General features: G+C 51.4%; 24 protein-coding genes. 14 read left to right on the forward strand and 10 right to left on the reverse strand.

Going from position 1 to position 26,601, the window contains the following annotated elements; translation table 11 throughout:
• The 3 genes from ABD892_RS21620 to ptsP all read left to right on the forward strand — a co-directional run.
• The coding region (locus tag ABD892_RS21620) for a hypothetical protein (RefSeq protein ID WP_345198243.1) at nt 1-266 on the forward strand (266 nt) is incomplete at its 5' end.
• Nucleotides 267-530: 264 nt separating this feature from the next.
• On the forward strand, nt 531-935 hold the full coding sequence (locus ABD892_RS21625; protein ID WP_345198244.1) for a hypothetical protein: 405 nt from the start codon (nt 531-533) through the stop codon (nt 933-935).
• Nucleotides 936-1,229: 294 nt separating this feature from the next.
• The gene (ptsP, locus tag ABD892_RS21630; protein WP_345198245.1) at nt 1,230-3,476 is read left to right on the forward strand and encodes a phosphoenolpyruvate--protein phosphotransferase; all 2,247 of its coding nucleotides are present in this window, start codon (nt 1,230-1,232) and stop codon (nt 3,474-3,476) included.
• Between the two features lie 14 nt (nt 3,477-3,490).
• Here ptsP and ABD892_RS21635 read toward each other — a convergent pair whose 3' ends face one another.
• Nucleotides 3,491-3,646, reverse strand: a complete 156-nt coding sequence (locus ABD892_RS21635; RefSeq protein ID WP_345198246.1) for a hypothetical protein — start codon at nt 3,644-3,646, stop codon at nt 3,491-3,493.
• Between the two features lie 504 nt (nt 3,647-4,150).
• Here ABD892_RS21635 and emrD point away from each other — a divergent pair.
• Both emrD and ABD892_RS21645 read left to right on the forward strand, forming a co-directional pair.
• Entirely contained in the window at nt 4,151-5,350 is a 1,200-nt protein-coding gene (gene emrD, locus ABD892_RS21640; RefSeq protein ID WP_345198247.1) for a multidrug efflux MFS transporter EmrD, read from the forward strand.
• 162 nt (nt 5,351-5,512) lie between these two features.
• Nucleotides 5,513-6,106, forward strand: a complete 594-nt coding sequence (locus tag ABD892_RS21645) for a putative adhesin (protein WP_345198248.1) — start codon at nt 5,513-5,515, stop codon at nt 6,104-6,106.
• Nucleotides 6,107-6,227: 121 nt separating this feature from the next.
• Here ABD892_RS21645 and ABD892_RS21650 read toward each other — a convergent pair whose 3' ends face one another.
• The gene (locus tag ABD892_RS21650) at nt 6,228-6,368 is read right to left on the reverse strand and encodes a hypothetical protein (RefSeq protein WP_345198249.1); all 141 of its coding nucleotides are present in this window, start codon (nt 6,366-6,368) and stop codon (nt 6,228-6,230) included.
• Nucleotides 6,369-6,695: 327 nt separating this feature from the next.
• Between ABD892_RS21650 and ABD892_RS21655 the strand changes: the two genes are divergently transcribed.
• Nucleotides 6,696-7,334, forward strand: a complete 639-nt coding sequence (locus ABD892_RS21655) for a DUF6498-containing protein (RefSeq protein WP_345198250.1) — start codon at nt 6,696-6,698, stop codon at nt 7,332-7,334.
• Nucleotides 7,335-7,631: 297 nt separating this feature from the next.
• Here the strand turns inward: ABD892_RS21655 and ABD892_RS21660 are convergent, their stop codons facing one another.
• The 5 genes from ABD892_RS21660 to ABD892_RS21680 form a co-directional block, all read right to left on the reverse strand.
• Nucleotides 7,632-8,189, reverse strand: a complete 558-nt coding sequence (locus tag ABD892_RS21660; protein WP_345198251.1) for a glycosyltransferase family protein — start codon at nt 8,187-8,189, stop codon at nt 7,632-7,634.
• 131 nt (nt 8,190-8,320) lie between these two features.
• Complete coding sequence (locus ABD892_RS21665; protein ID WP_345198252.1) at nt 8,321-9,667, reverse strand: N-acetylmuramoyl-L-alanine amidase; 1,347 nt, start codon at nt 9,665-9,667, stop codon at nt 8,321-8,323.
• Entirely contained in the window at nt 9,661-10,176 is a 516-nt protein-coding gene (gene tsaE / locus ABD892_RS21670; protein ID WP_425559331.1) for a tRNA (adenosine(37)-N6)-threonylcarbamoyltransferase complex ATPase subunit type 1 TsaE, read from the reverse strand. Before tsaE ends, ABD892_RS21665 begins: the two co-directional genes overlap by 7 nt.
• Before the next feature lie 96 nt (nt 10,177-10,272).
• Complete coding sequence (locus ABD892_RS21675) at nt 10,273-11,787, reverse strand: NAD(P)H-hydrate dehydratase (protein ID WP_345198253.1); 1,515 nt, start codon at nt 11,785-11,787, stop codon at nt 10,273-10,275.
• 107 nt (nt 11,788-11,894) lie between these two features.
• Nucleotides 11,895-13,154, reverse strand: coding sequence for an MFS transporter (locus ABD892_RS21680; protein ID WP_345198254.1), 1,260 nt, complete (start codon nt 13,152-13,154; stop codon nt 11,895-11,897).
• 355 nt (nt 13,155-13,509) lie between these two features.
• On the opposite strand from ABD892_RS21680, the gene queG reads away from it, so the two are divergent.
• Nucleotides 13,510-14,586: a tRNA epoxyqueuosine(34) reductase QueG gene (gene queG, locus ABD892_RS21685; protein ID WP_345198255.1), complete on the forward strand. Its 1,077-nt coding sequence runs from the start codon at nt 13,510-13,512 to the stop codon at nt 14,584-14,586.
• Here the strand turns inward: queG and ABD892_RS21690 are convergent.
• From ABD892_RS21690 to ABD892_RS21700, 3 genes are all read right to left on the reverse strand, one after another.
• On the reverse strand, nt 14,559-16,214 hold the full coding sequence (locus tag ABD892_RS21690) for a long-chain fatty acid--CoA ligase (RefSeq protein WP_345198256.1): 1,656 nt from the start codon (nt 16,212-16,214) through the stop codon (nt 14,559-14,561). The two genes, queG and ABD892_RS21690, sit on opposite strands and share 28 nt — an antisense overlap.
• A gap of 65 nt (nt 16,215-16,279) precedes the next feature.
• On the reverse strand, nt 16,280-17,815 hold the full coding sequence (locus ABD892_RS21695) for a DHA2 family efflux MFS transporter permease subunit (RefSeq protein WP_345198258.1): 1,536 nt from the start codon (nt 17,813-17,815) through the stop codon (nt 16,280-16,282).
• Nucleotides 17,799-18,902, reverse strand: a complete 1,104-nt coding sequence (locus tag ABD892_RS21700) for an HlyD family secretion protein (RefSeq protein ID WP_345198259.1) — start codon at nt 18,900-18,902, stop codon at nt 17,799-17,801. The genes ABD892_RS21695 and ABD892_RS21700 overlap by 17 nt, the downstream gene beginning before the upstream one ends.
• A 167-nt stretch (nt 18,903-19,069) precedes the next feature.
• On the opposite strand from ABD892_RS21700, the gene ABD892_RS21705 reads away from it, so the two are divergent.
• The 7 genes from ABD892_RS21705 to gad all read left to right on the forward strand — a co-directional run bounded on the left by ABD892_RS21705 (nt 19,070) and on the right by gad (nt 26,553).
• The gene (locus tag ABD892_RS21705; RefSeq protein ID WP_345198260.1) at nt 19,070-19,996 is read left to right on the forward strand and encodes a LysR family transcriptional regulator; all 927 of its coding nucleotides are present in this window, start codon (nt 19,070-19,072) and stop codon (nt 19,994-19,996) included.
• Between the two features lie 127 nt (nt 19,997-20,123).
• Nucleotides 20,124-22,109, forward strand: coding sequence for an FUSC family protein (locus ABD892_RS21710; protein WP_345198261.1), 1,986 nt, complete (start codon nt 20,124-20,126; stop codon nt 22,107-22,109).
• A complete protein-coding gene (locus tag ABD892_RS21715; protein ID WP_345198262.1) occupies nt 22,106-22,324 on the forward strand; it encodes a hypothetical protein in 219 nt (72 codons plus the stop codon). Before ABD892_RS21710 ends, ABD892_RS21715 begins: the two co-directional genes overlap by 4 nt.
• Nucleotides 22,305-22,517 (forward strand): DUF1656 domain-containing protein, encoded by a 213-nt coding sequence (locus tag ABD892_RS21720; protein ID WP_345198263.1) that lies wholly within the window; start codon nt 22,305-22,307, stop codon nt 22,515-22,517. Before ABD892_RS21715 ends, ABD892_RS21720 begins: the two co-directional genes overlap by 20 nt.
• Nucleotides 22,518-22,527: 10 nt before the next feature.
• Nucleotides 22,528-23,406: an HlyD family secretion protein gene (locus ABD892_RS21725; protein ID WP_345198264.1), complete on the forward strand. Its 879-nt coding sequence runs from the start codon at nt 22,528-22,530 to the stop codon at nt 23,404-23,406.
• 247 nt (nt 23,407-23,653) lie between these two features.
• Nucleotides 23,654-25,120, forward strand: coding sequence for an amino acid permease (locus ABD892_RS21730; protein ID WP_345198265.1), 1,467 nt, complete (start codon nt 23,654-23,656; stop codon nt 25,118-25,120).
• A gap of 50 nt (nt 25,121-25,170) precedes the next feature.
• Nucleotides 25,171-26,553 (forward strand): glutamate decarboxylase, encoded by a 1,383-nt coding sequence (gene gad, locus ABD892_RS21735; protein WP_345198267.1) that lies wholly within the window; start codon nt 25,171-25,173, stop codon nt 26,551-26,553.
• Nucleotides 26,554-26,601: the final 48 nt, after the last annotated feature.

Here is a 26,601-nt window from a genome sequence, read left to right on the forward strand (position 1 = left end):
ATGAAAGCATGAGCGGTAGCAACATACTGCGGATTTTCAGGCTTGGTTCAAGGCTTTCAATGAAACGTCAACAGCCCCTAAAGGTTCTTTGCCCTATCTGCCCCGAGACGGAGTTATCACTTGACACAATAAACTCTCACATTGTCAGCAAACATAACAATATAAAACCCAAAAAAAAGAAAAAGGCATGTAAGCAACTTTACTATCGAGCATGCATATTAGCGTTTCAAAAAGTTAATACCGAGACTACAAATATCAAGCCATGACTCCTTTGCCAGTACAGTCTCTTCATTTTCTTTAAGTGAGGGTATTCGTATGAGTCGTGAAAATAGCAGTGAAAATGACTGCAACAAAGTTCATGGCGATGTCTTTTCTATCAACGGAGAATAACGGATTAGAACATTGTATTTATCTACAACGATGCATTTCCAGAAATAAAAGCTAGTTTTACTCATTACCACAAGGAGTCCAACTGAATGAATTATCTATATTTGCAAAAAAATGTGTTTATTCTAGGTTCATTGTTAATCATGACAACCGTAAATGCCGAGCTGGTTGTACTTCCCCCTGGCGGCAGCCTTTCTCTGAACGAACTGTATAACGGGCAGATACAAACAACGACTGTCTATTGCGATACTGACTACCATCATGAACGGACATCCTTTTCCATTCGACAAGAAAGCTCCTCCTATCAGGTACTGATGAACAATGACATCGCTGAAACCTGCTACTTCTTCAGTTCTGCGCTAAACACCGTGAAGAAACTGAAGGCCCACATGAATGAATGGGATATTGAGCCAGCAAGATGCGGTATCAAACAGGAGGGGAATCACTACCTCATCATGATTGACAGGAATGCTGCAGAAACCGTCTATTTCTTTGATGCGGCTACCAAGACACTGCAAGAGCTGCGTGATGCCGGTATCTGCCGATGAATCTGTCAGAAAACGTCTTCACCTCATCATCTGACGACTACCGTGCAAAACGAAAACTACAGTTTTCCTGCAAAGATGACCTGCTTGTCCGATTTTCGGCATCCATTGTCCCTATCACGTCAACACCTGCCATTACGGGAAACGTATTCCCTCAAGTTCCCGGCTTCATCCACACATTGACGGAACAGCCATAAACGATACAGTAGCAGCTAACCGATCTTGACGGGCTGGCTGGAACGATTCCAACAGACCAACCACAAACCTGTTGTCATAACACTGGCTGGAACACCACGTATGAAAGATCCGCTGCGAGAACTCACTGGCATCGTTCAGAGCGTGGCATTGTCTGAGTCGCCTGATGAGCAAATTCAGCAGGTCGTTATTGCGATAAGCCGAGCCATTGGCGCCGATGTTTGCTCACTGTACCGCAAGGCGGATTGTGACAATATGGTGCTGGTTGCCTGCCACGGCCTTGAGACGCCCAGCCCCCTGGTGCTGCCCGGTGGCACAGGTCTGGTCGGCCTGGTCGCAAGAAGTCGGCGCCCAATCAATTTGTCTGATGCTGCCACACACCCGGATTTTGTCCATATTCCAGGTCTTGAGGAAGATGCCTTTCCAGGGTTCTGTGGCGTACCATTGGTTCGGCGCGGCGAAGTGGTCGGTGTGCTGGTCGTACTGCACCGTAGACAATACCGTGTCAGCGATGAAACTGAAGCGTTCCTGCTGACCCTGGCCTCCCACCTGGCGCTGGTTCTGGTGGATATCAAACCGTCCGGTGTCCCCATCCCACGACCGCCCAACCAACGGATCACCGGCCAGAAAGGCGCTCCGGGCGTCGGCATTGGCCGGGTGCGCCTGTGTCGTCAATACGACCTGGATGCTGTGCCCGATACAGCCTGCGACGATATTGAACGCACAGTACAAGAGTGGCATAACCTGCTGGTTACAGTCAGCGAGGATCTGTGCGAAGAACGCGAGGCGCTGATCGGCGACGCCGGCGCAAGCATCCGCGGTATTTTTGACGCCTACCAGATGATGCTCAATGACACCACCCTGAAAGATCGGGTCGAGTCGGAGATCAGAACCGGACGTTCCCTGCCCAGCGCCCTGCGACTGGCCGTCCACTATTTTTCCGACCTTTTCCTGGCCATGGAGGATGCCTACCTCAAGGCACGCCACGAAGATATAAGACATCTGGGAAACAAGTTATTTCACGCCTGGCGTGGTGGCCAGCACGCGCAGCCTGTGTCAGGCGATCAAGACTCTCCCGTCGTGCTGGTAGGAACCCAGGTGAGTGTTTCAGATATCGCAGCTGTTCCTGGCGAAAATCTGGCGGGTGTCGTTTGCCTTGAAGGATCAAGCCTTTCCCATACAGCAGTGCTGGCCAATGCGCTCGGGGTACCCGTGGTTGTCAGTATTTCTGTGCTTCCTGACATGAATGACGGTGATGAACTGATTGTTGACGGCAACACCGGCCACGTCATTCTGCGCCCAACAAAGACCGTGAGAGAGGAATACCGCCGTTTAATGGTACGCCGTCAGCGATTCCTTGACCGGCTGGAATCCATTCACGGCAAGCCCGCTATCACAACCGATGGTGTCCGTATTGAGCTGTTAAGCAATACCGGCCTGCTGGCCGACATTACGCCGGGACTGAAAGCGGGTGCGGAAGGGGTTGGTTTGTACAGAACAGAAATCCCCTTCATGGTGCGTAGCAGTTTCCCCGGTGAAGAGGAGCAGGTTCAGGTATATCGACAGGTGCTGTCTGCTTACGCAGGCATGCCCGTCTATATGCGTACACTGGATGTCGGCGGCGACAAGCAGCTGCCCTACCTGCATATGGAACCAGAAGAAAACCCTGCCCTGGGTTGGCGAGGCATCCGTTTCACCCTGGACAACATCCCCCTGCTGATGGTGCAGGTCAGAGCCATGATCAGGGCTTCGCAGGGACTGGACAACCTCCATATCCTGCTCCCCATGGTCAGTGCGACGGATGAACTGGATATCTTTCTTGGTCTGTTGGATGACGTTTGTCGTCAATTACAGGATGAGGGATATAACATTCACTGTCCGCAGGTTGGCGTCATGGTTGAAGTACCTGCAGCGATTTCCCAGTTAATATTCTGGCGCAAGCGGATTGACTTCGTCTCTATTGGCTCCAATGACCTGAGCCAGTACCTGCTGGCATTGGATCGCAACAATGCCCGCGTCGCATCACGTTATGATCCGGTGCATCCTGCGGTACTGCATGAGATACAGCGGATTGTCCATATCACCAACACCTGTGGCCTGCCGGTCAGCCTTTGTGGAGAGATGGGTTCGGATCCGGTTGCGGTGGTGCTATTGGCCGGCATGGGTATCCAGCGACTCAGCATGAGTTCTGCCAAGCTCCCCGAAATCAAATGGCTCATTCGCTCCATCAGTCAGACGGCTGCCCGTGAACTGCTTGATGAAGCCCTGAAACTCGAGTCGGTTAGCGACATCCGTACCTTGGTACAGAATCGACTGCAATCACTGGGCTTGGGCGAACTGACCGTCTGAAGAAACTGTCATCCTTACAATCCCCTGAGCAGGATACGCTGCAGGAACTTCGTGGCTACCCTGCCGTAAATCAGGTTGCCCAGAAACTGGGCTCCAACCCTGTGATCAATAAGATTGGTGTAATGGGTCGCCGTGTCAATCGCCACCCTTGTCGTATGCTTGATATCCACACAGACAAAGGCGCTGGATGCCGTATATCCATGCTAGTCATACCGATACCCCTGTCACATGCCGTTGGCACAAACGGCTGCGCCAGAATCAGAGCGCTCATCAATGTCGCCGTCAGGTACTGCCGGAGTCACTCTGTTATAAAAATTTTGCTGGTACAGCACATGATGCATGTCAGGATTCCACTCATAATCACCCCAAAGAAACATCATCCACAAAGCGTACAATAAACAGCCTCATCAACTAGCAAAAACAAAAAAATGCATTATTACCTCCAAATAATATGCCATAGTCATAAATACTCATTACCCGTATAAGAACGGCCTTGATAATCTGCTCTTTCTGGTAAAAACCCAGGTTTCACCGTCCGCAGCATTCGCTGACGACGGATCGATTCATTAACACCGATATTCCACACCAGACACGATCAACACCAGCTCCAATGAAGGCTGGCGGTCGTGTATGCGTCGTTATGATCGGCTCAAATCAGACATTGCCAAATTGCCATGAAAAAACAGAGTTTTTTTGAAGTGCTGTTGGTCATACTGCTCATCACCGCCGTGGGACAGATGACCAATACGATCTATGTACCGGCACTGCCCATGATGGCCAATGACCTGCAGGTTCTGCCGTCGCAGGTACAGGCGGTTATGGCGTTCTATTTGATTCCTTACGGGCTGTCACAGTTTATTTATGGGCCGCTGTCTGATCGTCTGGGTCGCAAGCCGGTTATGTTAATGGGCCTGATTGTCTTTCTGGCAGGCTCCATCATGGCGGTCATGTCGAACCGGTTTGAGTTTCTGCTGGCTGCCAGCTTTATCCAGGGCATGGGCACAGGCACCGGTGGCGTCATGGCGCGTACCGTCATGCGTGACCTGTATTCTGGCCGAGACCTTCAGATGGCCAACAGCTATGTGAGTATGGGGCTGATCTTCACGCCGCTTATCGCCCCACTCTTGGGGGGCTGGCTGACGGAAAGCTGGAACTGGCAGGCAAACTTCGTTTTTCTGACTATCTTCGGTGCCGTAGTCTGGACCGCTGTTGCCCTGATGTTCCGGGAAACCTGTCCGGAACAACCGGCGCGTACCAGCGTTATCCACAGCTACAAAACAGTATTGGGACACGAGCAGTTTCAGGGCTTTATCCTCTGCCTGATTGCGACCTTTGCCGGTATTGCCGTATTTGAGGCAGCATCTGGCGTACTGTTCGGCAATGTGCTGGGTTATGACGCCACGACAACGTCACTGTTGTTTATTGTACCGATCCCGGGTTATCTGCTGGGTTCCTGGCTGGCCGGAAAACTGGCTGACCGACTCAGCATGAGTCAGGTCATGCTGCGTGGCATTCTGTTACTCCTGGCCGGTGCTATTGGCCTGCTATTGCCAGGGCTGTTCGGTCATATCAGCGCGGTTGCGCTGCTGATTCCAGGCTTCCTTTACTTCATGGGCACGGGCATCGTTTTCCCAACCGCCACAACCGGCGCAATTGAACCCTTTCCAACCATGGCGGGTGTCGCTGGTGCAGTGCTGGGCGGACTACAGAATTTGGGTGCAGGGCTGGTGACCCTGGCAGCCTCAATGGTGCCCATGCACAACCAGGTACCGCTAGGCATTATCCTGCTGGTCCTGAGTCTGATGGTGACATCAGTGTACCTGCTGAGACTGAGAAGTACCGACAACAACCTCCATATGGCTGCTGGCGGTTAATGTACTCCACAGGTTGCCTTGCTTCTGCAAGGCAACCTGATCATGGTGCACATAAGCCCCCCGCCATGGACGATCTTAGGATGGTTTCTCTGCTTCTCAGATTAACGATCTTAAACTAACATCTTGACTGAAGACGTGCTGAATCTGTAACGAGTAAGGCATATGACAACATGTATTTCTCTTGGTTCGCACATTTATCTTTTTAAAGATGACTCGGGTACTCGTGCTGACCATTTGCTAATTACCTCCCATGGAACATCCCCATTAACAAATAACTTACTCTTTGTACCTGAGTGGACAACACTGTACTTTTACAACCCGCCTGACACCAAATTATGTGGAATTGAAAACTGGGATATTCTATCAGGTAGAATCAATTACTTTGAAAAAAGGAAACCACATGATGTGGTTTACAACTATCTCTTATCAAAGTACCAATCGAAAAGCGACACAGAGACTTATGAAAGCATAAGCAGCGATATAGAATTAAATCGATTAAGTTTTGACATTATAGCTGGCACTAATAAACATTCTGCCGAACTGCGCAAAAGAACATTACAGAAAAATATAAACATAAAAAAATTTGATATCCTGACAATACGAAAAAGGCTGCTGGGACACCTTCCTTATATCACGCTTAACGATGTCTTAACAACATTAATGAAGCATGGCCATATCTATACAAACATTCATTGTTCTTTTTGTCGTTCTCATAGACTTAAAACTTCTGTTTCTTATAGACCAACTCCATGGTGATAAGTGAAAAAACGTGCATCACAAATAATCCATTCATACCATTCCCTTACTGCCTTTTTCATAACTGGATGTGCAAAAACAATCGTTGACCGAACAGCCAGTGTAATAATTCAACCACCACCTAGGTGAACATTATCATGGCAGCCACCGAGACCAGCATGGTATCTGGCTCGTAAAGGAATATTACTACCGACACCGTTGTCATCGCATTCACAAACAGGCTCATGGAAATATCCAGTACCATCTGCAGACAAACCGGCAAGGTATCCACCAGGAATGCGCGATAAAGCGGAACAGGCGAAGCTCATACTCGTTCGCTGTATTTATCACCAATGACTTTGGCAACACCAAAACCAAAGTAAAAACCACAGAACAATGCGTACACCTCGGGAGGACAGCGTCACAGCAACTTAATGATAAAAGGCGCCGTTGCACTGACAGTAATATGACGCCATCATGGCAGCATTGTGGAATAACCTGGAAAAACGCAAATTAACCGGTCTGTTCGGTCGCTTGGACTCCAGACATAGAGAACGTCGTCGATTGAATAATGAATGGTTGTCTATTTATAGGTTGTACTGGTTATTTTATGCAGTCCGTTATTTTAAACACACTGATACTTAACTGTCTGCCCATCTTCGGCATAGTGTTTCTGGATTGGCAAAGTGCAGACCTGATTCTGCTCTATGGCATCGAAACGTTGTTTATCATGATTTTTGGCATTATTTCTATTTGCCGACTGCCGGTTGAAAGCCCGGCATCCAGTATTTTGAAAGCCGCTGGCATTCTGTTCTTCCTCTGTCATTTTGGAGTCTTTTCAATTGTCGTTCTAATCATCTCATTGGCGTTTTATTATGCAGCCGATATTCAGGCTGAGCCCCTGCTACTCTGGCTGGCCTTTGCGGCACTGGTCTGGCACCAAGTCAGGGAAATGGAACAACATGGCGATAAGCACCATCCTGCCAGCAAGATCTTCACGATGGGGTTCAGTCCATGGTTCCGGATCATTGGTTTCATTATTGGCCTGATCGCTACCATCGTCATTGCCTCGGAATGTGACGGACTACAATGCAAATTCCACTACGATACGTCAACAGCAACAAAAGAAGAAACCCAAAATATCAATGACATTCTCATGCTCACCCTCCTCACCCTGAAAATCACCAATGACCTTGTATCTGACGTTTTCCGGCACAGAAGAAAACCGTCAGATACACAACCGGCGTAAAGCAATCTGCACCATCATAAACACCTTTTTATGCTCAGTGTCGCGTTGTTATATATCCGGTTACATTGCAGGAGAAGCCTCTCAGACAGAGTTAGTGTAACGTGATTCGATAAGAAGCCCTGAGGCATGCTGTATTTTTTCCGCCCCATTGGCGTAAATTTTACCGCCGCACTGTTGTTTCCAGCGATAACAGAAAGACAGGTCCTCTGAAAGCTCACTTTTTTCTAACTGAATCTTATTGAATGGTGTTATAAATTGAGAAAATTTTGATGAGAATGGAAATTTTTTATAACGGTATTAATCGACAATCTCAGGGCATTTCTCCACCATTTTTTCAATACAGACTCTGGAAATCATAAGAATACCCGCTCCACAGGAATCCACTTCAAAAAAGCCATTCCCAAAATCATCTACCACTTTCCCGACAAATGAACATGACCTGGCAAAGGCTTCGCTAAATTCCATTCCAGACAGTGAATGAAGCTTTTGCAAATCGATACACCGCTGCGGTGCAATCACACCGACAACATCTTTATCAAACTCAAGCATCTTATAAATCAAGTCACTATGAAAACCCATATCATCATCGATCATGAGGATATAGTCGCTATCTTGCTTGTTGTAGAAAAAGTGAGAAATAAGATAATTTCTCGAAACGGCAACATCAGCATAATCAACATCAGACAATGAAAAGCCAACATCAAAATCATTTGCGGTTGTTAAAAGAGAATATAGGCTTCTTACATAATTCCCTGAATAACGTGAACCATAAGACGGCGTAGCTATATTGATTTTCAAGCGTCTTTTTTGTTTTTGAAAAAACGGCATTCTTTCTGTGAGTAAGTTGTCACTCATATTCCGTTCCAACAATAGATATCCATAAGAGTTCGATTGTGCGTTATTGAATTCTGAACCCCGGATACGTCGCCCTATCCCACCGGCTCAATGACGCGTTTTACCCGCCAAACATTCTGGAAATCCCAAGATCAGGGGATTTCCAGTAACTGTCCAATCTGGATATGGTCAGCGGCCTTGATGCCGTTGATACGTCGCAGGCCAGACATCGAGACATTATACCGGGCCGCAATATCCGACAAAGTATCACCGGATCTCACCTTATGCTTGCGCGGCTTCGATGATGCCACCAAGGTGCCTTTGCTCTTCTCCTGGGCAATCAGGGTACCCAGTGGCGGCTGATGGTGGAAGAAATCGCGAATCCCGGTGTAAATGGAGTGTGCAATCCGCGTCCGATGGGAATGGGATTTCAGCTTACGGGCATCTTCCGGATTGGTGATAAAACCGGTCTCCACCAGCATTGACGGGATATCCGGCGATTTCAGTACGACAAAAGCCGCCTGCTCAACCTGCTTCTTGTGCAGTCGATTCTGCTTGCCCAGCTCGCTAAGCACCATCTTGCCTGCCTTGATGCTGCGGGTCTGAGTATCGGTCATGGAGAGATCCAGCAGGACACTGGCCAGCAAGCCATCCTTATCATCCAGGCTGACCCCTTCCTCACCACCGATCAGGTCAGAATTGTTTTCCTTGTTGGCCAGCCAGCGCGCCGTCTCAGAGGAAGCGCCCCGTTTGGACAGGGTAAACACCGACATTCCCCGGGCCTGGGGCTGAACAAAGGCATCGGCATGGATGGAAACAAACAGGTCAGCACCATGCTTCCGAGCAATCTGTGTTCGCTCCCGCAGGGAAATATAATAATCCCCGGTCCGGGTCAGCTTGGCTTTGAATCCTTTTTCCCGGTTAAAGAGCGCCGCAACCTCTTTGGCAATGGCGAGTGTGACATCCTTTTCCCGAGCCTTTCCATGACCTATAGCGCCTGGATCCTCACCACCATGTCCGGCATCAATCGCAACGATTATATCCCGCCCCTGCACCGGGGCGGGGGAAGACTTGGGCGGTATGGTGGGTTTGGCGCTGGCCTTGCCTTTATCAAACAGGTCAACCACCAGACGATGGCCATAGGTGGAATTCGGCTTCAGCAGAAAGCTGCGCGGGCTGACTGCCTCATGCAAATCCAGCACGATGCGTACGTCATTATTATTACGTTTTGCCCATCGCACCTTTCGGATAGGAGTATTCGTCAGAGTCAGGCTTGAAAGTGACTGCTTCAGGGAAGATCCATCCACATCAATGACGAGTCGGCTGGGATTGCTGAGTGAAAAGATTTTGTGATTAACGGAACCAGTGAGATCAAACACCAGGCGAGTCTTTTCCGGCGAGCGCCACAGGCGGGCACCCTCAATGTTGGTGGCATTGGCTATACCCGCCACCAACAGTAACAAGACAATCAGGCTTGTGTTTGCCAGACGTCCTAGCATACCTCCTCCGCCAACATTCCCTGTCTGCCCGCTATCGTTTTACAGATAGCCCGCCCATGTCCGGTCTGCGGGTCTACCGTGACAATCCGCGCCTCCGGAAGGTACTCGATAGATAATATAATATCGGCGGCCGGAAGGAAGCCCTTACCACGATCCGGCCATTCAATCAGACACAGGGAAGGGCTGTCGAAGTAGTCCCGAACGCCCAGAAAATCGAGTTCCTCGGGGTCACCCAGACGGTAAAGGTCAAAATGGTAAACGGATGCCTGTTCCATTTCATAGGGCTCAACCAGAGTATACGTCGGGCTTTTGACAGCCCCTTCGTAACCAAAACCGCGCAACACGCCCCGGCACAGTGTCGTTTTACCTGCCCCGAGGTTGCCCTGTAGATAAACAGTGCCATAGCCCTGGCAGGCATCAGCCAGAAGACGGCCGAAAGCCACCATGCGAGCTTCACCGGCCAGTGTCAGTTGAATTGACTCAGACATCGTATTCGACACGCTTCCCATACCATCACCTTAATCGGGAAGGATACCATCGGGAAACCGGGGTAAAAACGCCGTATTTGTCACGAATATCAGCTAATGACACTTTTCTTTCTGCACTCAGGCATTGGCCAGCTGATTAACGCGCCGGCGAATATAGGGCAGTAGATCCGTAGCCTTCATGCCGATCTGCCCATCCTCAGCCGCACAGTCGTCTCCGGCAGCAGCATGCAACCAGACGCCGAGTTTTGCTGCATGCGCCATATCATAACCTTGCGCCAGCAGGCTGCCGATGACGCCACTGAGTACATCCCCCATCCCGGCTACAGCCATGCCGGGATTACCGGCACCGCACAAGGATACGGTTTCACCGTCATAAACCAGCGAACCCGCGCCCTTCAACACCGCGACACCACCATATTGCTGCTGCAACTGTCGAACGGCCGCAAAGCGGTTGGCCTGTACGTCTGGAATGGGCTCCTGCAACAGTCGGCTAGCTTCCCCCGGATGGGGTGTCATCAATAACGAACGGGAAGTGCTTTCCAGCAACTGGCTATCTTCAGCGATCAGGTTCAGGGCATCTGCATCCGCGAGGATGGGGAGGTCTGATTGTAAGATGCTTGCCAACAACGCTTTGCTCCAATCGGACTGCCCAAGGCCTGGACCGATAACCACTGCAGATTTCCCCGTTAGCAAGCGATTCACATCATCCGCATCTTGAACACCACGCGCCATGATTTCAGGACAGCGGGCATTAATGGCATCCACATGTTCATCTCGTGTCGCCACTGTCACCAGCCCTGCGCCGGTTCTGAGTGCCGCTTCGGCGGCCATCACAACCGCGCCTCCCATCCCTTCATCGCCCCCGACAACCAGCAGATGACCATGACTGCCTTTGTTGGCATCGGCCAGCCTCGGTCGTACCAAGGCTGCCAGTTCCTGCTCCCGCAGCAAATGGGAGGCGGGCAATTCTTTACTGTAAATTTCATCCGGTACGGCAAGCGAGGCAAAATTGAGTGTGCCGCAATAACGCGGACCGGCACCGGTCAACAGTCCCTGTTTCAGGCCAATGAATGTCACCGTCATTGCGGCCTGCACTGCAGCACCGAGGGCTGCTCCGGTATCCGCTGATAAGCCGGAGGGGATATCCACTGCCAGCACAGGACGTTCCGAATGATTGATCATCTGGATTGCATCCAGGTAATCGCCCCTCACTTCACCGCTGAGACCCGTCCCCAGCATGGCATCCACCAGTACGGTTCCGGTGATCGTCACATTGCGACTCCAGGATTCCGTGGAACCGCCCAGATCACGGAACCAGTGCCATGCGCGCAAGGCATCACCATTTAGTTCATCCGGATTCTTGAGTGCAACCACCCGCACAGGGAGATAACGTTGACGGGCGAGACTGGCAATCACGTAACCATCACCACCGTTATTACCTGCACCACAGAAAACCTGCAGGGTGCCTCCACGCGATAATGCCGGCCATCGCTCCAACATCCGGTCAAACGCCGCCTGACCGGCCCGCTTCATCAGTTCAAAACCATTGATGTGATAGTCATTGATGGCAACCGCATCCAGATGCCTGACCTGTTCTGCGGTATACAATGCTTCTGGCAACCACTCGTCCATGGGAGACACGCCCTTTCATTGACCTTCTTGTTTCATTATATCCATTGCTGCGAGGAAAACGGTGACTTGGCACCATTCGGCATAGCAGTTCTTAGTGATAGACCCACTCAAGGAATATGGGAAATGGTCAACGTATGGCGTTCAGGTATCCGCCTGGCCGCCATGAAGGCCACCAGTGAGCAGCAAAGCATATAACACAACGGAAACTTAAATGAGTACTGTGCATACACGCCGGATAACCAGACACCTAATGCGGTGAAAAGTGCAAAACCAACATTATAGGAAAGCGCAAAACCACTGCATCGAAGACGGGTTGGAAAAGAATCCAGGACAACTCTGGGATAGACACCACGCCCAAACGCTGAAAAAACCGCAACAGACATCACAAACAACCAGAAAAAAATGCCTAGCGGTAAGAAATCAATGAGTAAACCCAAGGCGCTTAACAAACCTGTCACCATTGCACTGAAATGGATGATCCATTTTCGCCCCATCATATCGGACAATTTTCCTCCAATAATGATAAATGGAATACCAATTGACAGGGACAGCACAAACATGGACAGGAAATCGCGTCCGGACAGTCCAACCGCAGAGGGAAATAATTTATAAATGGAAAGCAGGCAGGCTAAGGCACCGGCGTCTTTCAACGCGATACCGATGCCAGTCAATATCTCCCGGTAATAATGAACCACCACGTCTGCAGGGGGAAAATTGCTCCTGCCGGAATTGCGGGACGCATCAAGAAACCCTCTGGATTCCAGGGTACACAGACGAATCGCGTAAGCGATACCCCCCATAGCGCCACCAAACAGAAACAAGAGTCGCCACCCCCAGGCGACAATATCTTTATCTGATAAAAACAACATCAATAGCTGACAGCACAAAAAGCCCGCCAGATAGCCGAATTCACAGCCCGCACCAAATTGTGCCACCACACACCCTCTGTTGTGATGGTTACTATTTTCAGAAACAAAGACATACCCCAGTGGTATTTCTCCTCCCGCCGAGACGCCCTGCAATACCCTGAAAACCATGAGCCAGACATAGGCCACAATCCCCTGATTGCTGGCATCAGGCAACAGTGCAATCCCGAAGGTGGCAATGGACATCAACATTAACGAATAGAGAAAGGTTTTTTTTCGCCCCAGACAATCCCCCAAGTAGCCAAACATGATGCCGCCCAGGGGGCGTGCGATATAACCGGTTACCATCAAACCTGCAGCAAGATAGCCCCCTTGTTTGGCAAGGGGTAGAAAAACAGCGGAAAGGTAATCCGATAGAAACAGGAAAATAGAGAAATCGTACATCTCAATCGCACCGCCCGCAGCCGTGGCAATGATGGGGTAGCGGTAATCACCTTGCATTAACCCATAAGTCCTGTAAGTGGGAAGAATGGAGAAATATAGTCATTTTCATATTTATCCACTCTTAAATAACCAAGGGATTTGTGAGGAACGCCCCAAACACAATGCAAAAACCATGTAACCCATAAAATACGGGTCTAACATGCACCTTCGGATATAAAAACACCGCAACATAAACATCAAACAAAGAAATAAAAACAGCCTCCCATCAACGAATAATCTGAAATCAGATAGTGCATATTGCGGCTATTCAATATCTCTTTTAGCGCTTACCCTATATCCTTCGCTTTCATTGTTTTATTGCTATCAATACTCCGTGACTGATTCAGCCTCCCAAACCAGAACCTCCCCAGACATGCTTGACTTGGCCAATGCCATCAAACAGTGGGGGCGCGAACTCGGCTTTCAGGCAGTGGGTATTACGGACGTTGATCTTGGCGAGCATGAGCAGCACCTGCAGTCCTGGCTAGGCCGTCATTTCCACGGTGAAATGACCTACATGGCCGACCACGGCAACAAACGCTCCCGTCCGGCAGAGCTGGTACCAGGAACCCTGCGCGTCATCAGTGTCCGGATGGATTATCTGCCTGCTGATACCGATGCCGTGCGTATCCTGAAAGACAGCAGCAAAGCCTACATTTCCCGCTATTCCCTGGGGCGAGACTATCACAAGGTCATTCGCAAGCGCCTGCAGCAGCTGGCGAGCCGTATTGAAGAACAGGTCGGTCAGTTTGGTTACCGGGCTTTTGTTGACAGCGCCCCGGTATTGGAAAAGGCTATCGCCATGAAAGCTGGACTTGGCTGGATTGGGAAAAACACACTACTGATGAATCAGAAAGCGGGCTCATGGTTCTTTCTGGGAGAACTATTTACCGATCTGCCGCTGCCTGTGGATAAATCGCAGGAAACCATGCACTGCGGCAGCTGCTTTGCCTGCCGTGATGTCTGCCCGACAGACGCCATTGTCGGCCCTCACCAGCTGGATGCCAGGCGCTGCATTTCCTATCTCACCATAGAACTGAAAGGTGCCATCCCGGTTGAGTTCCGCAAAGCCATTGGCAACCGCGTCTTCGGATGCGATGACTGCCAGCTGATCTGCCCCTGGAACAAGTTTGCCAAATCGACGGCGGAAACTGACTTTCTACCCCGTCACCAACTGGATTCCACCGATCTGGCCGGCCTGTTTCTCTGGACCGAGCAGGAATTCCTCGATCGCACAGCGGGCTCTCCCATTCGCCGCACCGGCTTTGAGGGATGGCTTCGCAACCTTGCAGTCGGATTGGGCAATGCCCCCTCCTCCGAGAAAGTGATTAAAGCTCTGGAAGCTCGACTGGATTATCCTTCCGAGCTGGTACGAGAGCATGTCCAGTGGGCGCTATCACAACACAACAAGGATGGATGCCGTCAAACAACAGATGACGTCCGAGGTTGACAGCTCGCTGCCCCAAAATAGTCACAAAACTGATCTCTCAGTATTCGCTTATTCAGCTTACCGGTGGCGGTATAAGGCAGCGCTTTTATCCAGACGATATCATCTGGAATCCACCAGTCTGCCACTTTACCCCGGTACCAAGACGCCATTTCGGCTTTATCCACAGGTTCTCCTTTACTCACAGCCACCAGCAGAGGTCGCTCTCCCCAACGGTTGTGGGGAACAGCAATCACCGCTGCAGCCGTTATATTTGGCTGATTCATGGCAATGTTCTCCAGCTCAATGGAGCAGATCCACTCACCACCGGACTTGATCAGGTCCTTTCGCCGGTCAGTGATCATCAGATAACCGTCAGCATCAATGGTGGCAATATCGCCGGTTCGCAACCAGCCCGCCTCATCGTGTGACTCCGCAGCTCCCTCTACCTGGAAGTAACGGGAACAGACGGTAGGCGCCCGAACACAAAGCTCGCCCATCTGAAGGCCATCATGCGGCAGGGTATTCCCCTGTTCGTCGACTATTTTCATCTGTACACCGAACAGGGGCGTTCCCTGCTTGAGCGCCAGCGTGTCGAGTTCAGACTGTGATTTATCACAGACTGCAGCCCTGACCCGATTAAAAGTGCCTACCGGACTCATTTCAGTCATCCCCCAGCCCTGATGCACAGAAACACCGTATTGCTTCATCCGTTCAAACAGACTGGCCGGACTGGCAGATCCACCCACACCAATTTCCTGCAGGCAATCAATACGCTTGCCACTGGATTCCAGATAATCCAGCAAAGCCTGCCAGATAGTGGGAACCCCTGTGCTGCAAGTGACTTGTTCTGTAACAATCAGCTTCTGCAACATTTCTCCATCAGCCATCTTCGGTCCGGGCAATACCAGTTTGGCCCCCAACATGGGCGCGGCATGGGGCATCCCCCAGGCATTGACATGGAACATCGGCACAACCGGCATCACCACATCGTGGTCAGAGAGATTCAAGCCATTAGACATAGCCACCATCATGGCATGCAGAAGAGTTGAGCGATGGCTATAGAGAACCCCCTTGGGATTACCCGTCGTGCCCGAGGTATAACACAGGGAACTGGCGGTATATTCATCCAGCACGGGCCAGGCAAAGTCCTCCGGTTCATCGTCGATGAGGGTTTCATAAGCAATGGCATTTTTCAGGGAGGTCTCCGGCATGGCTGACTCGTGTGTCAGAACCACGAAACCTTCAACAGCCTCCAAATCAGGCTGTAGTTTTTCCAGCAGGGGAACGAAAAGGGGATCAGTGAAAATCCAGCGATCTGCAGCGTGATTAAGAATATAAAGAATCTGTTCTTCAAACAGCCGGGGGTTCACGGTATGGCAGATAGCCCCGGCACAAGCAATAGCGTAGTAAATCTCCAGATGACGGAAGTCGGTCCACGCGAGGGTAGCAATCCGGTCCCCTTCCTTCATCCCCAGACGCTGCATGGCGTTGGCCAATTGCCGAACGCGCCGGAAACAATCCCGATACCGGTAACGGTGAATACCCTGGTCTTGCGTGACAGAAACGATTTCCGAGGTTGGATACACCGTTTCAGCATGCTGCATGATCATCGTGATCAGCAGAGGCTGGTCCATCATAAGACCGTTCATTGGACAGACTCCGGCAAATGAAATGCCCATAACCATAGTCGATGGGCATCCGTTTACCGGCTATTTCATCTCACGGTTACCCGTGATATACGCCAATTGCGGGTCAGTAACGTTGCACAAAACCCCAGCACCAATACGAATGCCACGATATAAAAGGCATCAGCGTACGCCATGATGGTTGCCTGTTCCGTCAGCTGCCGGGCAATCAGACCCACCTGTTGCTGAAAACTCAGTTGCGGCATAACGGCAGACAAGGTATCCAGCCGCTGCTGGGTCAGATCACCATACATCGGCAGGGTTTCACTGAGGCGGGCAGCGTGCAGTGTCGAGTGCCGCTGAATGATCGTTGCCAGCAAAGCAATACCAATGGCGCCGCTGAGATTCCGCAACGTATTGAACAAGCTCGAAGCCGAAGATACATCCTTTGGCAGGATCTTCTCCATCGCCAGCATGGACAGGGGAATCATGATGAAGGGCTGTCCCATGGCCCGAATCAGCAGGCTCAACCGGAACTGATCACCCGCATAATCTCCCGTCATTGTGGTATTCAGATAGACGCTGAATGCCATCAGGATAAAACCCAGACTGGCCATCAAACGGGGGCTCACCCGCTTCATCAATCGGGGTACCATGGGTATCAGCAACAGCTGTGGCATCCCTCCCCACATAAGTACTTCACCGATCTGCAGTGAGTTGTAACCCTGCACCTGGGACAGGTAGAGAGGCAGGATATAGACACTGCCATACAGACCGAGGCCAAGCCCCATATTGGCCAGTGTTGCCATCAGGAACTGCCGTTGTCCCAGCAAACGCAGGTTCAACAGCGGGCGCTCACGGGTTAACTGTAACCAGGTGAAAGTCACCAGTGAGACAGCAGCAATTAACGCCGTCCAGACAATGATCTCGGAGCCAAACCAATCCTTACGGTTGCCCTCCTCCAGGAAATATTCCAGCGTCGCCAGCCCCAGAGAAAGGGTAAAAATACCGGGCCAATCCGCTTCACGCAGCTTGTTCAGCTGCATCGGTTCTTTATCCAGGCTGGCGCTCAACATCAGGAACATGATGATGCCCGGCACCAGGTTAATGTAGAAAATCAGGTGCCAGCTGAACGTTTCCGTCAACCACCCACCCAGGCTCGGGCCGATAGCCGGTGCAAACACAGCGGAAAAGGAAAACAACGCCATCCCTTTGGCCTGATCAGATGCAGGCAAACGGAGCCGCACCAGGCTGAACGCCAGCGGAATCAAGGGCGCTGCACCAATGCCCTGCAGCACCCGGAACAGAATCATGGATTCCAGGCTCCAGGCCAGACCACACAGCATCGACGCCGCGACAAACAGCACAATGGTATAACGCATGTAGGTTCGGATCGACAGCACCTGCACCAACCAGCCGCTGAGTGGAATCATCACGATCTCAGCGATCATGTAGGCTGTGGATATCCAGGAGCCTTCTTCCACCGATGCCGACAATGCCCCCTGGATATCCGCCAGCGAGGCATTGATGATCTGGATATCCAGTACCGCAATAAAGGCGCCGAGGGCAGCACCATAGACCGCCATCCAGTCCCGGCGGCTGGCGCGCTCAATACCCTGCGACATGCTGCTCTACCACAGGGGCAACGTTATTGCGGACAGCTTTCATCCCACTGATCGCCACAGGCTCATCACGGGTGTTCAGAGACGCCTCCACTGACATGCATGCTCGCAATTGACCTGCCAGTGGCTGATCCGCAGGTATCGCGATCTTCACAGGAATGCGCTGCACAATCTTGGTGAAATTACCTGTCGCATTCTCGGGGGGTAACAGGCTGAACTTCGCACCGCTGGCAGGCCATAGACTGTCGATGTAGCCGGTCACGGGCTGGCCGGGAAAGGCGTCAATATCCAGTGTGACGGGTTGGCCACGACGCATATGCCCGATCTGGGTTTCCTTGAAATTCGCAGTCACCCAAACCGTGTCTGCCGCCACCAGTCCGAACAGCACCTGGCCCGCCTTGATCAGCTGACCATCCTTGACCTGGCGCTGCCCGATAACACCATCGCGTGGTGCACGGATGATGGTTTCACTCAGTGCCTGTTGTGCCTGATCCTGTCGAGCCTTGGCCTGGGACAAGGTTGCACGGGCTTCCTGCAGCTGAGTATCCAGCACGGTTAATTGACGACGCGAGGATTCCAGTTGCGCCTGGCTTTCTGACAATGCCGCACGGGTTCGCTCATTCGTGGAAATGGCGTTATCAAGATCATCCTGAGAAGCATATTTCTTGCGGTGCAGTTCCCGCGCACGCTTCAGTTCAGCAGCCGCCAGCTGTCGATCAGCCTGCGCTGCCGCAACGGAGGATTCACCAGCCGTGATCACGGATTCCTGCAGATAACGCTGTGCGGCCAGTTGGTCAATACCCGCCCTGGCAGCCGCAACCGCAGCCCTGGCTTCCGCCAGATCCAGTTGAAAATCTGTGTCGTCTATACGGGCCAGCACCTCACCCTCATGGACGGCCTGGTTATCCTGAATCCAGCCGGCCTGGGCAAAACCACCCTGTTTTGAACTGATATAAATGATGTCTGACTGCACATACGCATTATCGGTGGATTCCTGATATTGCCCCACCTGCCACCAGTAACCTCCACCGATCAGCAGCACCAGCATTATCAAAGCAATAACCACCGACAACCGGATGTTTTTTATCATTCAGTCTTGCCTCGGAACAGGAAACTTGAAAGGGAAAAAAAGCGCAGCCGCTTGGGGGAGTAGGTGTCAAAACGCAAAATGCGGCTGCGAATCAATGGGTAGCGGCTATCCTACCATTGTTGTTTGTCTGGGATTAGAATACCAAAACTCAAAACAGTGTTTCCTGTATGCAACAACCCACCGACCTGAATGAAGCCCTGATTTTTGTCCGTGTCGTCGAAGCCGGTAGTCTCACTGCCGCAGCTGAACGCCTGACCATGCAAAAATCCACCGTAAGCCGCAAATTGACGGCGATGGAGAACCGCCTCGATGTACGCCTCATTCAACGCAGCACCCGCCGCCTGACACTGACAGATATCGGTGCCGAACACTACGAGCGCTGTCGTCAGATTGTGCAGGCCTTTGAAGAAGCGGAACTGGCCCTGCGTCGTGTACATGAAGAACCCTCAGGCCATTTACGGCTGGTGATGCCCATCGAGTTTGGGCAACGCTTTCTTGCCCGTGTCATCGCCCGCTTCCTGCAACGTTATCCACAGGTTACCATTGAGGCAGAACTGACCAGCCGTCGTGTGGATATCATTGAAGAGGGTATTGACCTGGCAATACGGGTTGACCCGGGTCATGAGCCAGACCTGGTGTGCCGTAAACTGGTGTCGGCTCCCGTCCGGTTACTGGCATCACCGGCTTATCTCGATCGCCATCCCAGGCTTCGGCATCCCAGCGACCTCGCCTACCACAATTGCATACGTAACAGCTCCAGCCTCGCGCATAAGACCTGGTGCCTTCACAAAAACGACGAAAAGATTGTTATAAACCCGACGGGCAACCTGATATTGAATAACATTACGGCCGTTCGAGAAGCCTTAAAAGCGCACGCAGGTATTGGCACAGTCCCCAACCTGATCTGTCAGGACGCCATTAACCATGGCGAACTGGTGGAAGTTCTGCCGGGATGGCAATTGCCTGCCGGTAATATCTACGGTATGTACATGCCCCGTCGTTTTATGCCGCTGGCGCTTGAAAAGCTTCTGGACCACTGTGTTGACGAAATCGCCACAACAGAAGCTTCACCGCAGGTCAGGGAGACAGCCTGAGTGCAAACAATGCGGTTAATGCAGTAATACCCTCTCACTACGAATGTTTCATCTAGAATAAAAGCCTGTTTTAAACAATCTGCTGTCACCCCATGCCTTCCTCATTATTCGGCCGAGAATACAGGCCATGCTGTTCAATAACAGAATCAAGAGCGCGCTGAAAACAGCACTGGCCATGGTGCTTGCTTATGGCCTGGCCCTGTCATTTGGCTGGGACAAACCCATGTGGGCGGGCTTTGCTGTCGCATTCATCAGTCTTTCCACCACCGGTCTGACCGTTAACAAAGGCCTGCTGCGATTCTTGGGCACCCTGGCTGGTATCCTGTGCAGCCTGACCATATTGGCCCTGCTGACCAGTAACCGCTGGCAGCTGATTGCCGGATTATCCGTCATTGTCGGCTTCAGCACCTATATGACCGGGGGCGCCAGCAAACAGTATTTCTGGCGTATGACGGGGTTCGTCACCATTGTCATCACCTTTTACGCCATTGCCTACGATCTGAACGACATCAAAACCTTTAACCTGGCGATTCTCCGGATACAGGAAACCGCTCTCGGCATTATCACTTATACCGTCGTTACCGTAGTGCTATGGCCCAAGAGCACCTATCAGGATCTGCTGGCGGAAACCCGGCAGCTTGTCGCCGCACAAAACCGCCTGCAATCCGCCTACTACCGCCTGTTGAGCCAACCTATTCCTCTTACTGACATTGAGGCGTTGCGAAAGCAGGAGCTGGATGCGTTGAATCGATTCGGCGAGCTGCTGGAGGGCGCCGAGAGCGACAGTTACCCTGTCATGGAAAAAAAACGTCAGTGGAGATGTTTCCACCAGCAGTCGCGGGAACTGCATCGCCAACTGGAGAGCTGGCGGGAGTGCCTGACCATGGCTGACATGCATCACTTCCTGGCAAGCATTCCCAACCTTCCTGCGTTTGAGCAGGCTCAGCATCAACTCGCAGAAAACCGGACTGCAATCTGGGAGACGAACCGGGATATCTCGATACCATCCTTTCTACTGCCCCCGCTCTACGATCAGCAAACAGACAGCGCCGGGGATAAACGGCAATCAATCGGTGAACACCTGCTTTATAAAAGGATGTGTGACACCATAATGCTGAACCGGCAACTCCTTATCCTGTCCATGGATATCAGGAATCAGAAAACTAAACCGCTTCCCGAGACAGACATTCAAGCGGTTCCCAAAAACCAGTCCCTCGCGCTTGATCATTTTCGACTGGCTGCAGCACTTCGGGTCATCGTAATTATGTGGATTGCGTTCTTGCTGTGGATCTTTTTCCGAATACCCGGCGATACCGCCTTCCTGATGATTACCACCATATTCGGCAGCGTGCTTTCCTACAGGATGGATGTGCCGGTCAGGCGATTATACTGGCCCATGACAAAGGCCGCCCTTATTGCCTCCGGCTGCTACTTCTTGGTCATGCCCATGCTTTCCTCTTATTGGGGCTTGGGCACCATGCTGTTTTGCACCAGCTTTTATACGTCATATTGTTACTCTTCACTGGAACAGGTGCTGAATCGCGCTTTTAGCCTGATCATGCTGGCCAGTATCACCGCTATCAGTGACGTTCAGACATACACCGTCACACATCCCCTGAACGTCACCCTGATGTTCGCCATCGTCATTACCCTGTTGAGTCTCATTATGGCTTTCTGTCCTTCATCCAATCCTAAAACCCTGTGTCTGTGGCTTCTGCGCCACTATTTCCGGCAGCTACGTTTTGTGTTCAGGTGGATGGGAAGAACGCCGCAGGGATTGACGGGTTGGATACGCTATCGGTCAGAACATTTCTATTCAGGGGGCGACTGGCTACTGACCTCGAACCGTTTGACGCCTCTACTCACAAAGTTGCAGGCATCTCCTTCCGCCGCAGAGCGTAATACTCCCCTCCGCGATCTGATTTATTCCCTGGAATCCATGTCCTATCGGCTCAGCATGTTACTTGAGAGTACTAACGACAGACGCCTTCGACGGCTACTGAGTCATATACCCGCATCAGAATGCCTTGATCCTCTGTTATCTCACCTGAATATCTGGATTAAGTCGCCAGAGATGGCAGACAAAAAACGACAACAGCCGTTGAGTCCATGATGACGTCCTGCGAAGCACACCTGCTCAAAGCGGTCGAAAGTCTCACGCTGTCACCTGAGGAATATGAAGCGCTCTACAGCTTTATTGGTTATTACAAAAACTTCTGCCAGGCGGTTATGCATTATTCCACCGCCATGGACACGCTCCGGACACCACTCTTCAGCAACAATCTGCATCCCAGCCAAGGTTCCTGCCATGAGCAACGTACCACATGAGATCGCCATCCTGGGTATTTTCTGCCCGCCCCTGCTGATCGCTACAATGATTGGCATGTTCCTGGCCTGGGGTACCAAGTACATCCTCACACGACTGCAACTATCCCACTACCTGGCCAGTCCACCACTGGTGTATATCGCCATGACCATCATTTTTACCAGCGTCGTCGGTTTTCGTATTACCCCTTTTTGAGGGCCATGTCATGCAATCCTGGATTCGTTATATCACTTGCGGCACCTTAATCGTGATTGCCACCATCATGCTGCTGGTTCGATATTCAGACTACCTGGTCAATCCCTGGACCCGGGATGGGCAGGTACGCGCCCGTGTACTGCAGATTGCACCTCGTGTCTCGGGGCCAATAATCTCGCTCTCAGTGAATGAAGACCAATATGTCCGTGCGGGTGACCTGCTCTTTACCATCGATCCAGTCACTTTCCAGAATGCCGTCGCCCAGGCCACAGCGGAAGTCAATGCCGCAGACGTCAAGGCTCGTCTTGCAAGGACGGAATACCACCGCTATCGCGACCTCGCCCAAACAGATCCCGGCAGCCTCTCGGAACAGTTACTGACCGATAAGGAAGATGCCTTCAAATTAGCGTCTGCCCAGCTCGAAAGCGCAAAAGAAGCATTGACCGGCACAGAATTGAACCTTTCATTTACACAGGTTTATGCCCCTGTTGACGGCTATGCCACCAACCTGCAATTAAGCGTCGGCAGTCAGATGGTTGCCAACCAGCCAGTGCTGGCCCTGGTCAACAGCGCGACATTCTGGGTAACCGGTTATTTTCAGGAAAACGCACTGACTGGCATAACCGTCGGTGACAACGCGATCGTCACGTTAATGAGCTATCCAGACAGGCCATTATCTGCAACCGTCAGCGCCATTGGCTGGGGAATTGCCACTACCGATGGTCAGTCCGGCTATGATCTGCTGCCGGATGTCCAGGCAAACTTCAGCTGGATTCGCCTGCCCCAGCGTATACCGGTTCATGTTCGCTTAACAGAACATCCAGAGACGGTACATTTAAGGGTCGGCACAACAGCATCAGTCCTGGTGAAAACAGATAACCGACAGTGACTGATTTATTATGTCTAAATAGTAGTCGGTAGTTGTTTATTAGTTTTTATTTATCTAATAAAAAACCTGAGTAAAAACAATAACATTCACAATTCAACTATTCTTACTCCAATTTGGAGAATTGACGACTTCGTGTCAGGAAATGAGCCTTAGTACTTACTGGCATTCATTGCTAATCATGATCAACTGAATAACCGGATCCCACCCTCTTACTCCACTTCCTTTCGTCCAAGACAAGAACACGATTATGGCCACCGTATCGAGTAAACCTGCAAAACGCTTATCGATTATGTCCATCGCGCTGATGACCGCCGCAGCGGTCATCAGCCTGAGGGGGCTGCCCATGATGGCAAAGGAAGAAATGACCATGTTCTTCTACATTGGTTTTTCCACCATCATGTTCCTGTTGCCTGCAGCACTGGTCGCCGCAGAGCTGGGCAGCGCGTTCTCCAATCAGGGAGGGGGTGTCTATACCTGGGTTGAACAGGCGTTCGGCCCAAGGGCAGGCTTCATTGCCATATGGTTGCAATGGATACAGAACGTCGTCTGGTATCCAACGGTGATGTCATTTGCCGCAGCAGGCATCGCCTATCTGATTGCCCGGCCGGAACTCGCGAATGACCGCTATTATGTCGGTATTTTCTGCATTATTTTCTATTGGTTCGCCACCTGGATGACGTTCAAGGGAACCGATGTCATTGCCAAGGTCACCAGCAGCAGCTTCCTGCTCGGCACGATCTTGCCGGGCATCGTCGTCATCATCCTCGCACTTGTATGGATTGATCATGGCAATCCCATCGCTTTTGAACACCTGACCACCAAAGACACCGGACTGATCGCCCTAGAAGGCGGTAAGGTGCACCCGCGGTTCTGGCCCGAGTTCAACAGTTTCGGGAACCTTGCGTTCCTGGGAGGGATTATTTTGTTGTTTGCCGGGGTTGAGGTGCATGCCGTCCATGCCAATGAGATGGCAAACCCGAAGACCGAGTTTCCTACCGCGATGCTGATTGCCGCCCTGATCATTTTCATACTGTTCACCCTCGGCTCCCTGGCAATTGCTACAGTGATGCCGGCAGACGCCATTGACCTTCAATCCGGCCTGATGGCCGCCACGCATATCATGCTTGACAAGGTAGGGCTGGCCGACTGGAACCGCCTGCTGTGTGCCCTGCTGGCTATCGGCGCACTGGGTGGTGTCATGTCCTGGATCAGCGGCCCCAGCAAAGGGCTGCTCTGGACTGCCCGCCTGGGCCACCTGCCACCAGCACTTGCCAAGAGTAATGACCAGGGCATCCCAAGCAACATCCTGCTCCTGCAAGGCCTGCTGGTTACGATTCTGTCGTGTATTTACTTTGTTTTTGACAATGTCAGTGTCGCCTTTTTCCTGATCAGCGTCATGACCATCTCCCTGTACCTGATTATGTACATGATGATGTATGCTGCAGCCATCCGTCTGCGTTTCACCAAACCGGACATGGAGCGACCCTACAAGGTTCCGGGCGGCAACGGCGGAATGATCTGTATCGGTGGACTAGGCTTTCTCGGGGTCCTGTTTGCCTTCATTGTCTCCTTCTTTCCTCCCAGCAATCTCCCCATAGGCAGCCCAAACACCTACGTGATGATTGTCGTAGTCGGTACAGTCGTCTTTACCGGCCTGGCCTTTGTTATCGACATGTTGAAAAAACCTTCCTGGCGACAGGCGTCTGACCAGTAAACACCTGTCCATCGTTTATCACAGCGTTGTTAAATTAACAGGAACCCGTCATGCCTTTACATCACCGCTCTACCAATGTGAATGTCTTCGCCACCAGTTTTGGATCCAACGTCGATCTGGAGCCACTGTCAAAATATAAACTGCCGGAAAAAAGCACGAGCCCACGCTTTATCAAGGATTTTATCCGTGATGAACTACTGCTCGACGGCAATGCCAAAATGAATCTGGCCACCTTCTGCCAGACCGATGTCGAAGAAGAAATCCATTACCTGATGGATCTTTCCATCACCAAGAACATGATCGATAAGGATGAATATCCACAGACGGCCGAAATTGAACAACGCTGTGTGCATATTCTTGCGGACTTATGGAACTCACCGGAATCCGCAACAACGATCGGTTGTTCTACAACCGGCTCCAGTGAAGCGGCCATGCTTGGCGGTTTGGCACTGAAATGGAAATGGCGGCTGAAGCGCGAGGCGGAAGGAAAATCCGCCGACAAGCCCAATCTCGTCACCGGGCCGGTACAAATCTGCTGGGACAAGTTCTGCCGCTATTTCGATGTCGAGCAACGCCAGATACCCATTAAGAAAAATGAAGTCGGCATCACAGCCGATCAGATTGCGGACTTCTGCGATGAAAACACCATCGGTGTCGTTCCCACCCAGGGGCTGACCTACACCCTGGCTTATGAACCGGTCAAGGAAATCTGTGAAGCACTGGATCGACTGCAACAGGACAAAGGTCTGGATATTCCGGTGCATGTTGATGCGGCAAGCGGCGGTTTCCTCTGTCCCTTCATTGACCCGGACCTGGTATGGGATTTCCGCCTGCCCCGGGTGAAATCCATTAATGCTTCCGGCCACAAGTTTGGACTCAGTCCACTCGGTGTCGGCTGGGTCGTCTGGCAACATACGGCAGACCTGCCGGAAGAACTGATCTTCAATGTGGACTACCTTGGCGGCAACATGCCGACCTTTGCCCTGAACTTCAGTCGTCCCGGTGGGCAGATCGTTGCCCAGTATTACAACTTCCTGAGGCTTGGATGGGAAGGGTATTTCAGCATCCACAACAATTGTCGTGAAGTCGCCAGAGCGTTAACCAAGCGGATAGAAGCCATGGGAATCTTCACCATACTTTATGATGGCAGCAATGGTATACCCGGACTCTGTTATACATTACAGGATGAAGCCGCCAGCCCTTTCACCTTGTATGAACTAAGCGACCATATTCGTATGCGTGGCTGGCAGATTGCGTCTTATAAAATGCCTCTTGGACGGGAAACAGAGACCATACAGCGAATTATGATTCGCAACGGAACAGGTATGGATATGGGAATGATGCTGGCGGATGATCTTGAAAGAAGCATCGCTTATCTGAATAAGCATGGCAGTAAGGCATCGACGCACAGTACCTCTTTCGCCCACTTGTAATAGCCTGCCCGATGTAACGAATTTACGTTATGTATGGCTGAACAAGAC

This window comes from Kistimonas scapharcae (assembly GCF_039540975.1).
Lineage (GTDB): Bacteria > Pseudomonadota > Gammaproteobacteria > Pseudomonadales > Endozoicomonadaceae > Kistimonas > Kistimonas scapharcae.

Excerpts from the sequence above, each read along its gene's own strand:
- ABD892_RS21625 (WP_345198244.1), top strand. The coding sequence starts at position 531 with ATGACAACCGTAAATGCCGAGCTGGTTGTACTTCCCCCTGGCGGCAGC.
- ptsP (WP_345198245.1), top strand. The coding sequence starts at position 1,230 with ATGAAAGATCCGCTGCGAGAACTCACTGGCATCGTTCAGAGCGTGGCA.
- emrD (WP_345198247.1), top strand. The coding sequence starts at position 4,151 with ATGAAAAAACAGAGTTTTTTTGAAGTGCTGTTGGTCATACTGCTCATC.
- ABD892_RS21645 (WP_345198248.1), top strand. The coding sequence starts at position 5,513 with ATGACAACATGTATTTCTCTTGGTTCGCACATTTATCTTTTTAAAGAT.
- ABD892_RS21655 (WP_345198250.1), top strand. The coding sequence starts at position 6,696 with ATGCAGTCCGTTATTTTAAACACACTGATACTTAACTGTCTGCCCATC.
- ABD892_RS21660 (WP_345198251.1), bottom strand. The coding sequence starts at position 8,189 with ATGAGTGACAACTTACTCACAGAAAGAATGCCGTTTTTTCAAAAACAA.
- ABD892_RS21665 (WP_345198252.1), bottom strand. The coding sequence starts at position 9,667 with ATGCTAGGACGTCTGGCAAACACAAGCCTGATTGTCTTGTTACTGTTG.
- tsaE (WP_425559331.1), bottom strand. The coding sequence starts at position 10,176 with ATGGGAAGCGTGTCGAATACGATGTCTGAGTCAATTCAACTGACACTG.
- ABD892_RS21675 (WP_345198253.1), bottom strand. The coding sequence starts at position 11,787 with ATGGACGAGTGGTTGCCAGAAGCATTGTATACCGCAGAACAGGTCAGG.
- ABD892_RS21680 (WP_345198254.1), bottom strand. The coding sequence starts at position 13,154 with ATGCAAGGTGATTACCGCTACCCCATCATTGCCACGGCTGCGGGCGGT.
- queG (WP_345198255.1), top strand. The coding sequence starts at position 13,510 with ATGCTTGACTTGGCCAATGCCATCAAACAGTGGGGGCGCGAACTCGGC.
- ABD892_RS21690 (WP_345198256.1), bottom strand. The coding sequence starts at position 16,214 with ATGAACGGTCTTATGATGGACCAGCCTCTGCTGATCACGATGATCATG.
- ABD892_RS21695 (WP_345198258.1), bottom strand. The coding sequence starts at position 17,815 with ATGTCGCAGGGTATTGAGCGCGCCAGCCGCCGGGACTGGATGGCGGTC.
- ABD892_RS21700 (WP_345198259.1), bottom strand. The coding sequence starts at position 18,902 with ATGATAAAAAACATCCGGTTGTCGGTGGTTATTGCTTTGATAATGCTG.
- ABD892_RS21705 (WP_345198260.1), top strand. The coding sequence starts at position 19,070 with ATGCAACAACCCACCGACCTGAATGAAGCCCTGATTTTTGTCCGTGTC.
- ABD892_RS21710 (WP_345198261.1), top strand. The coding sequence starts at position 20,124 with ATGCTGTTCAATAACAGAATCAAGAGCGCGCTGAAAACAGCACTGGCC.
- ABD892_RS21715 (WP_345198262.1), top strand. The coding sequence starts at position 22,106 with ATGATGACGTCCTGCGAAGCACACCTGCTCAAAGCGGTCGAAAGTCTC.
- ABD892_RS21720 (WP_345198263.1), top strand. The coding sequence starts at position 22,305 with ATGAGCAACGTACCACATGAGATCGCCATCCTGGGTATTTTCTGCCCG.
- ABD892_RS21725 (WP_345198264.1), top strand. The coding sequence starts at position 22,528 with ATGCAATCCTGGATTCGTTATATCACTTGCGGCACCTTAATCGTGATT.
- ABD892_RS21730 (WP_345198265.1), top strand. The coding sequence starts at position 23,654 with ATGGCCACCGTATCGAGTAAACCTGCAAAACGCTTATCGATTATGTCC.
- gad (WP_345198267.1), top strand. The coding sequence starts at position 25,171 with ATGCCTTTACATCACCGCTCTACCAATGTGAATGTCTTCGCCACCAGT.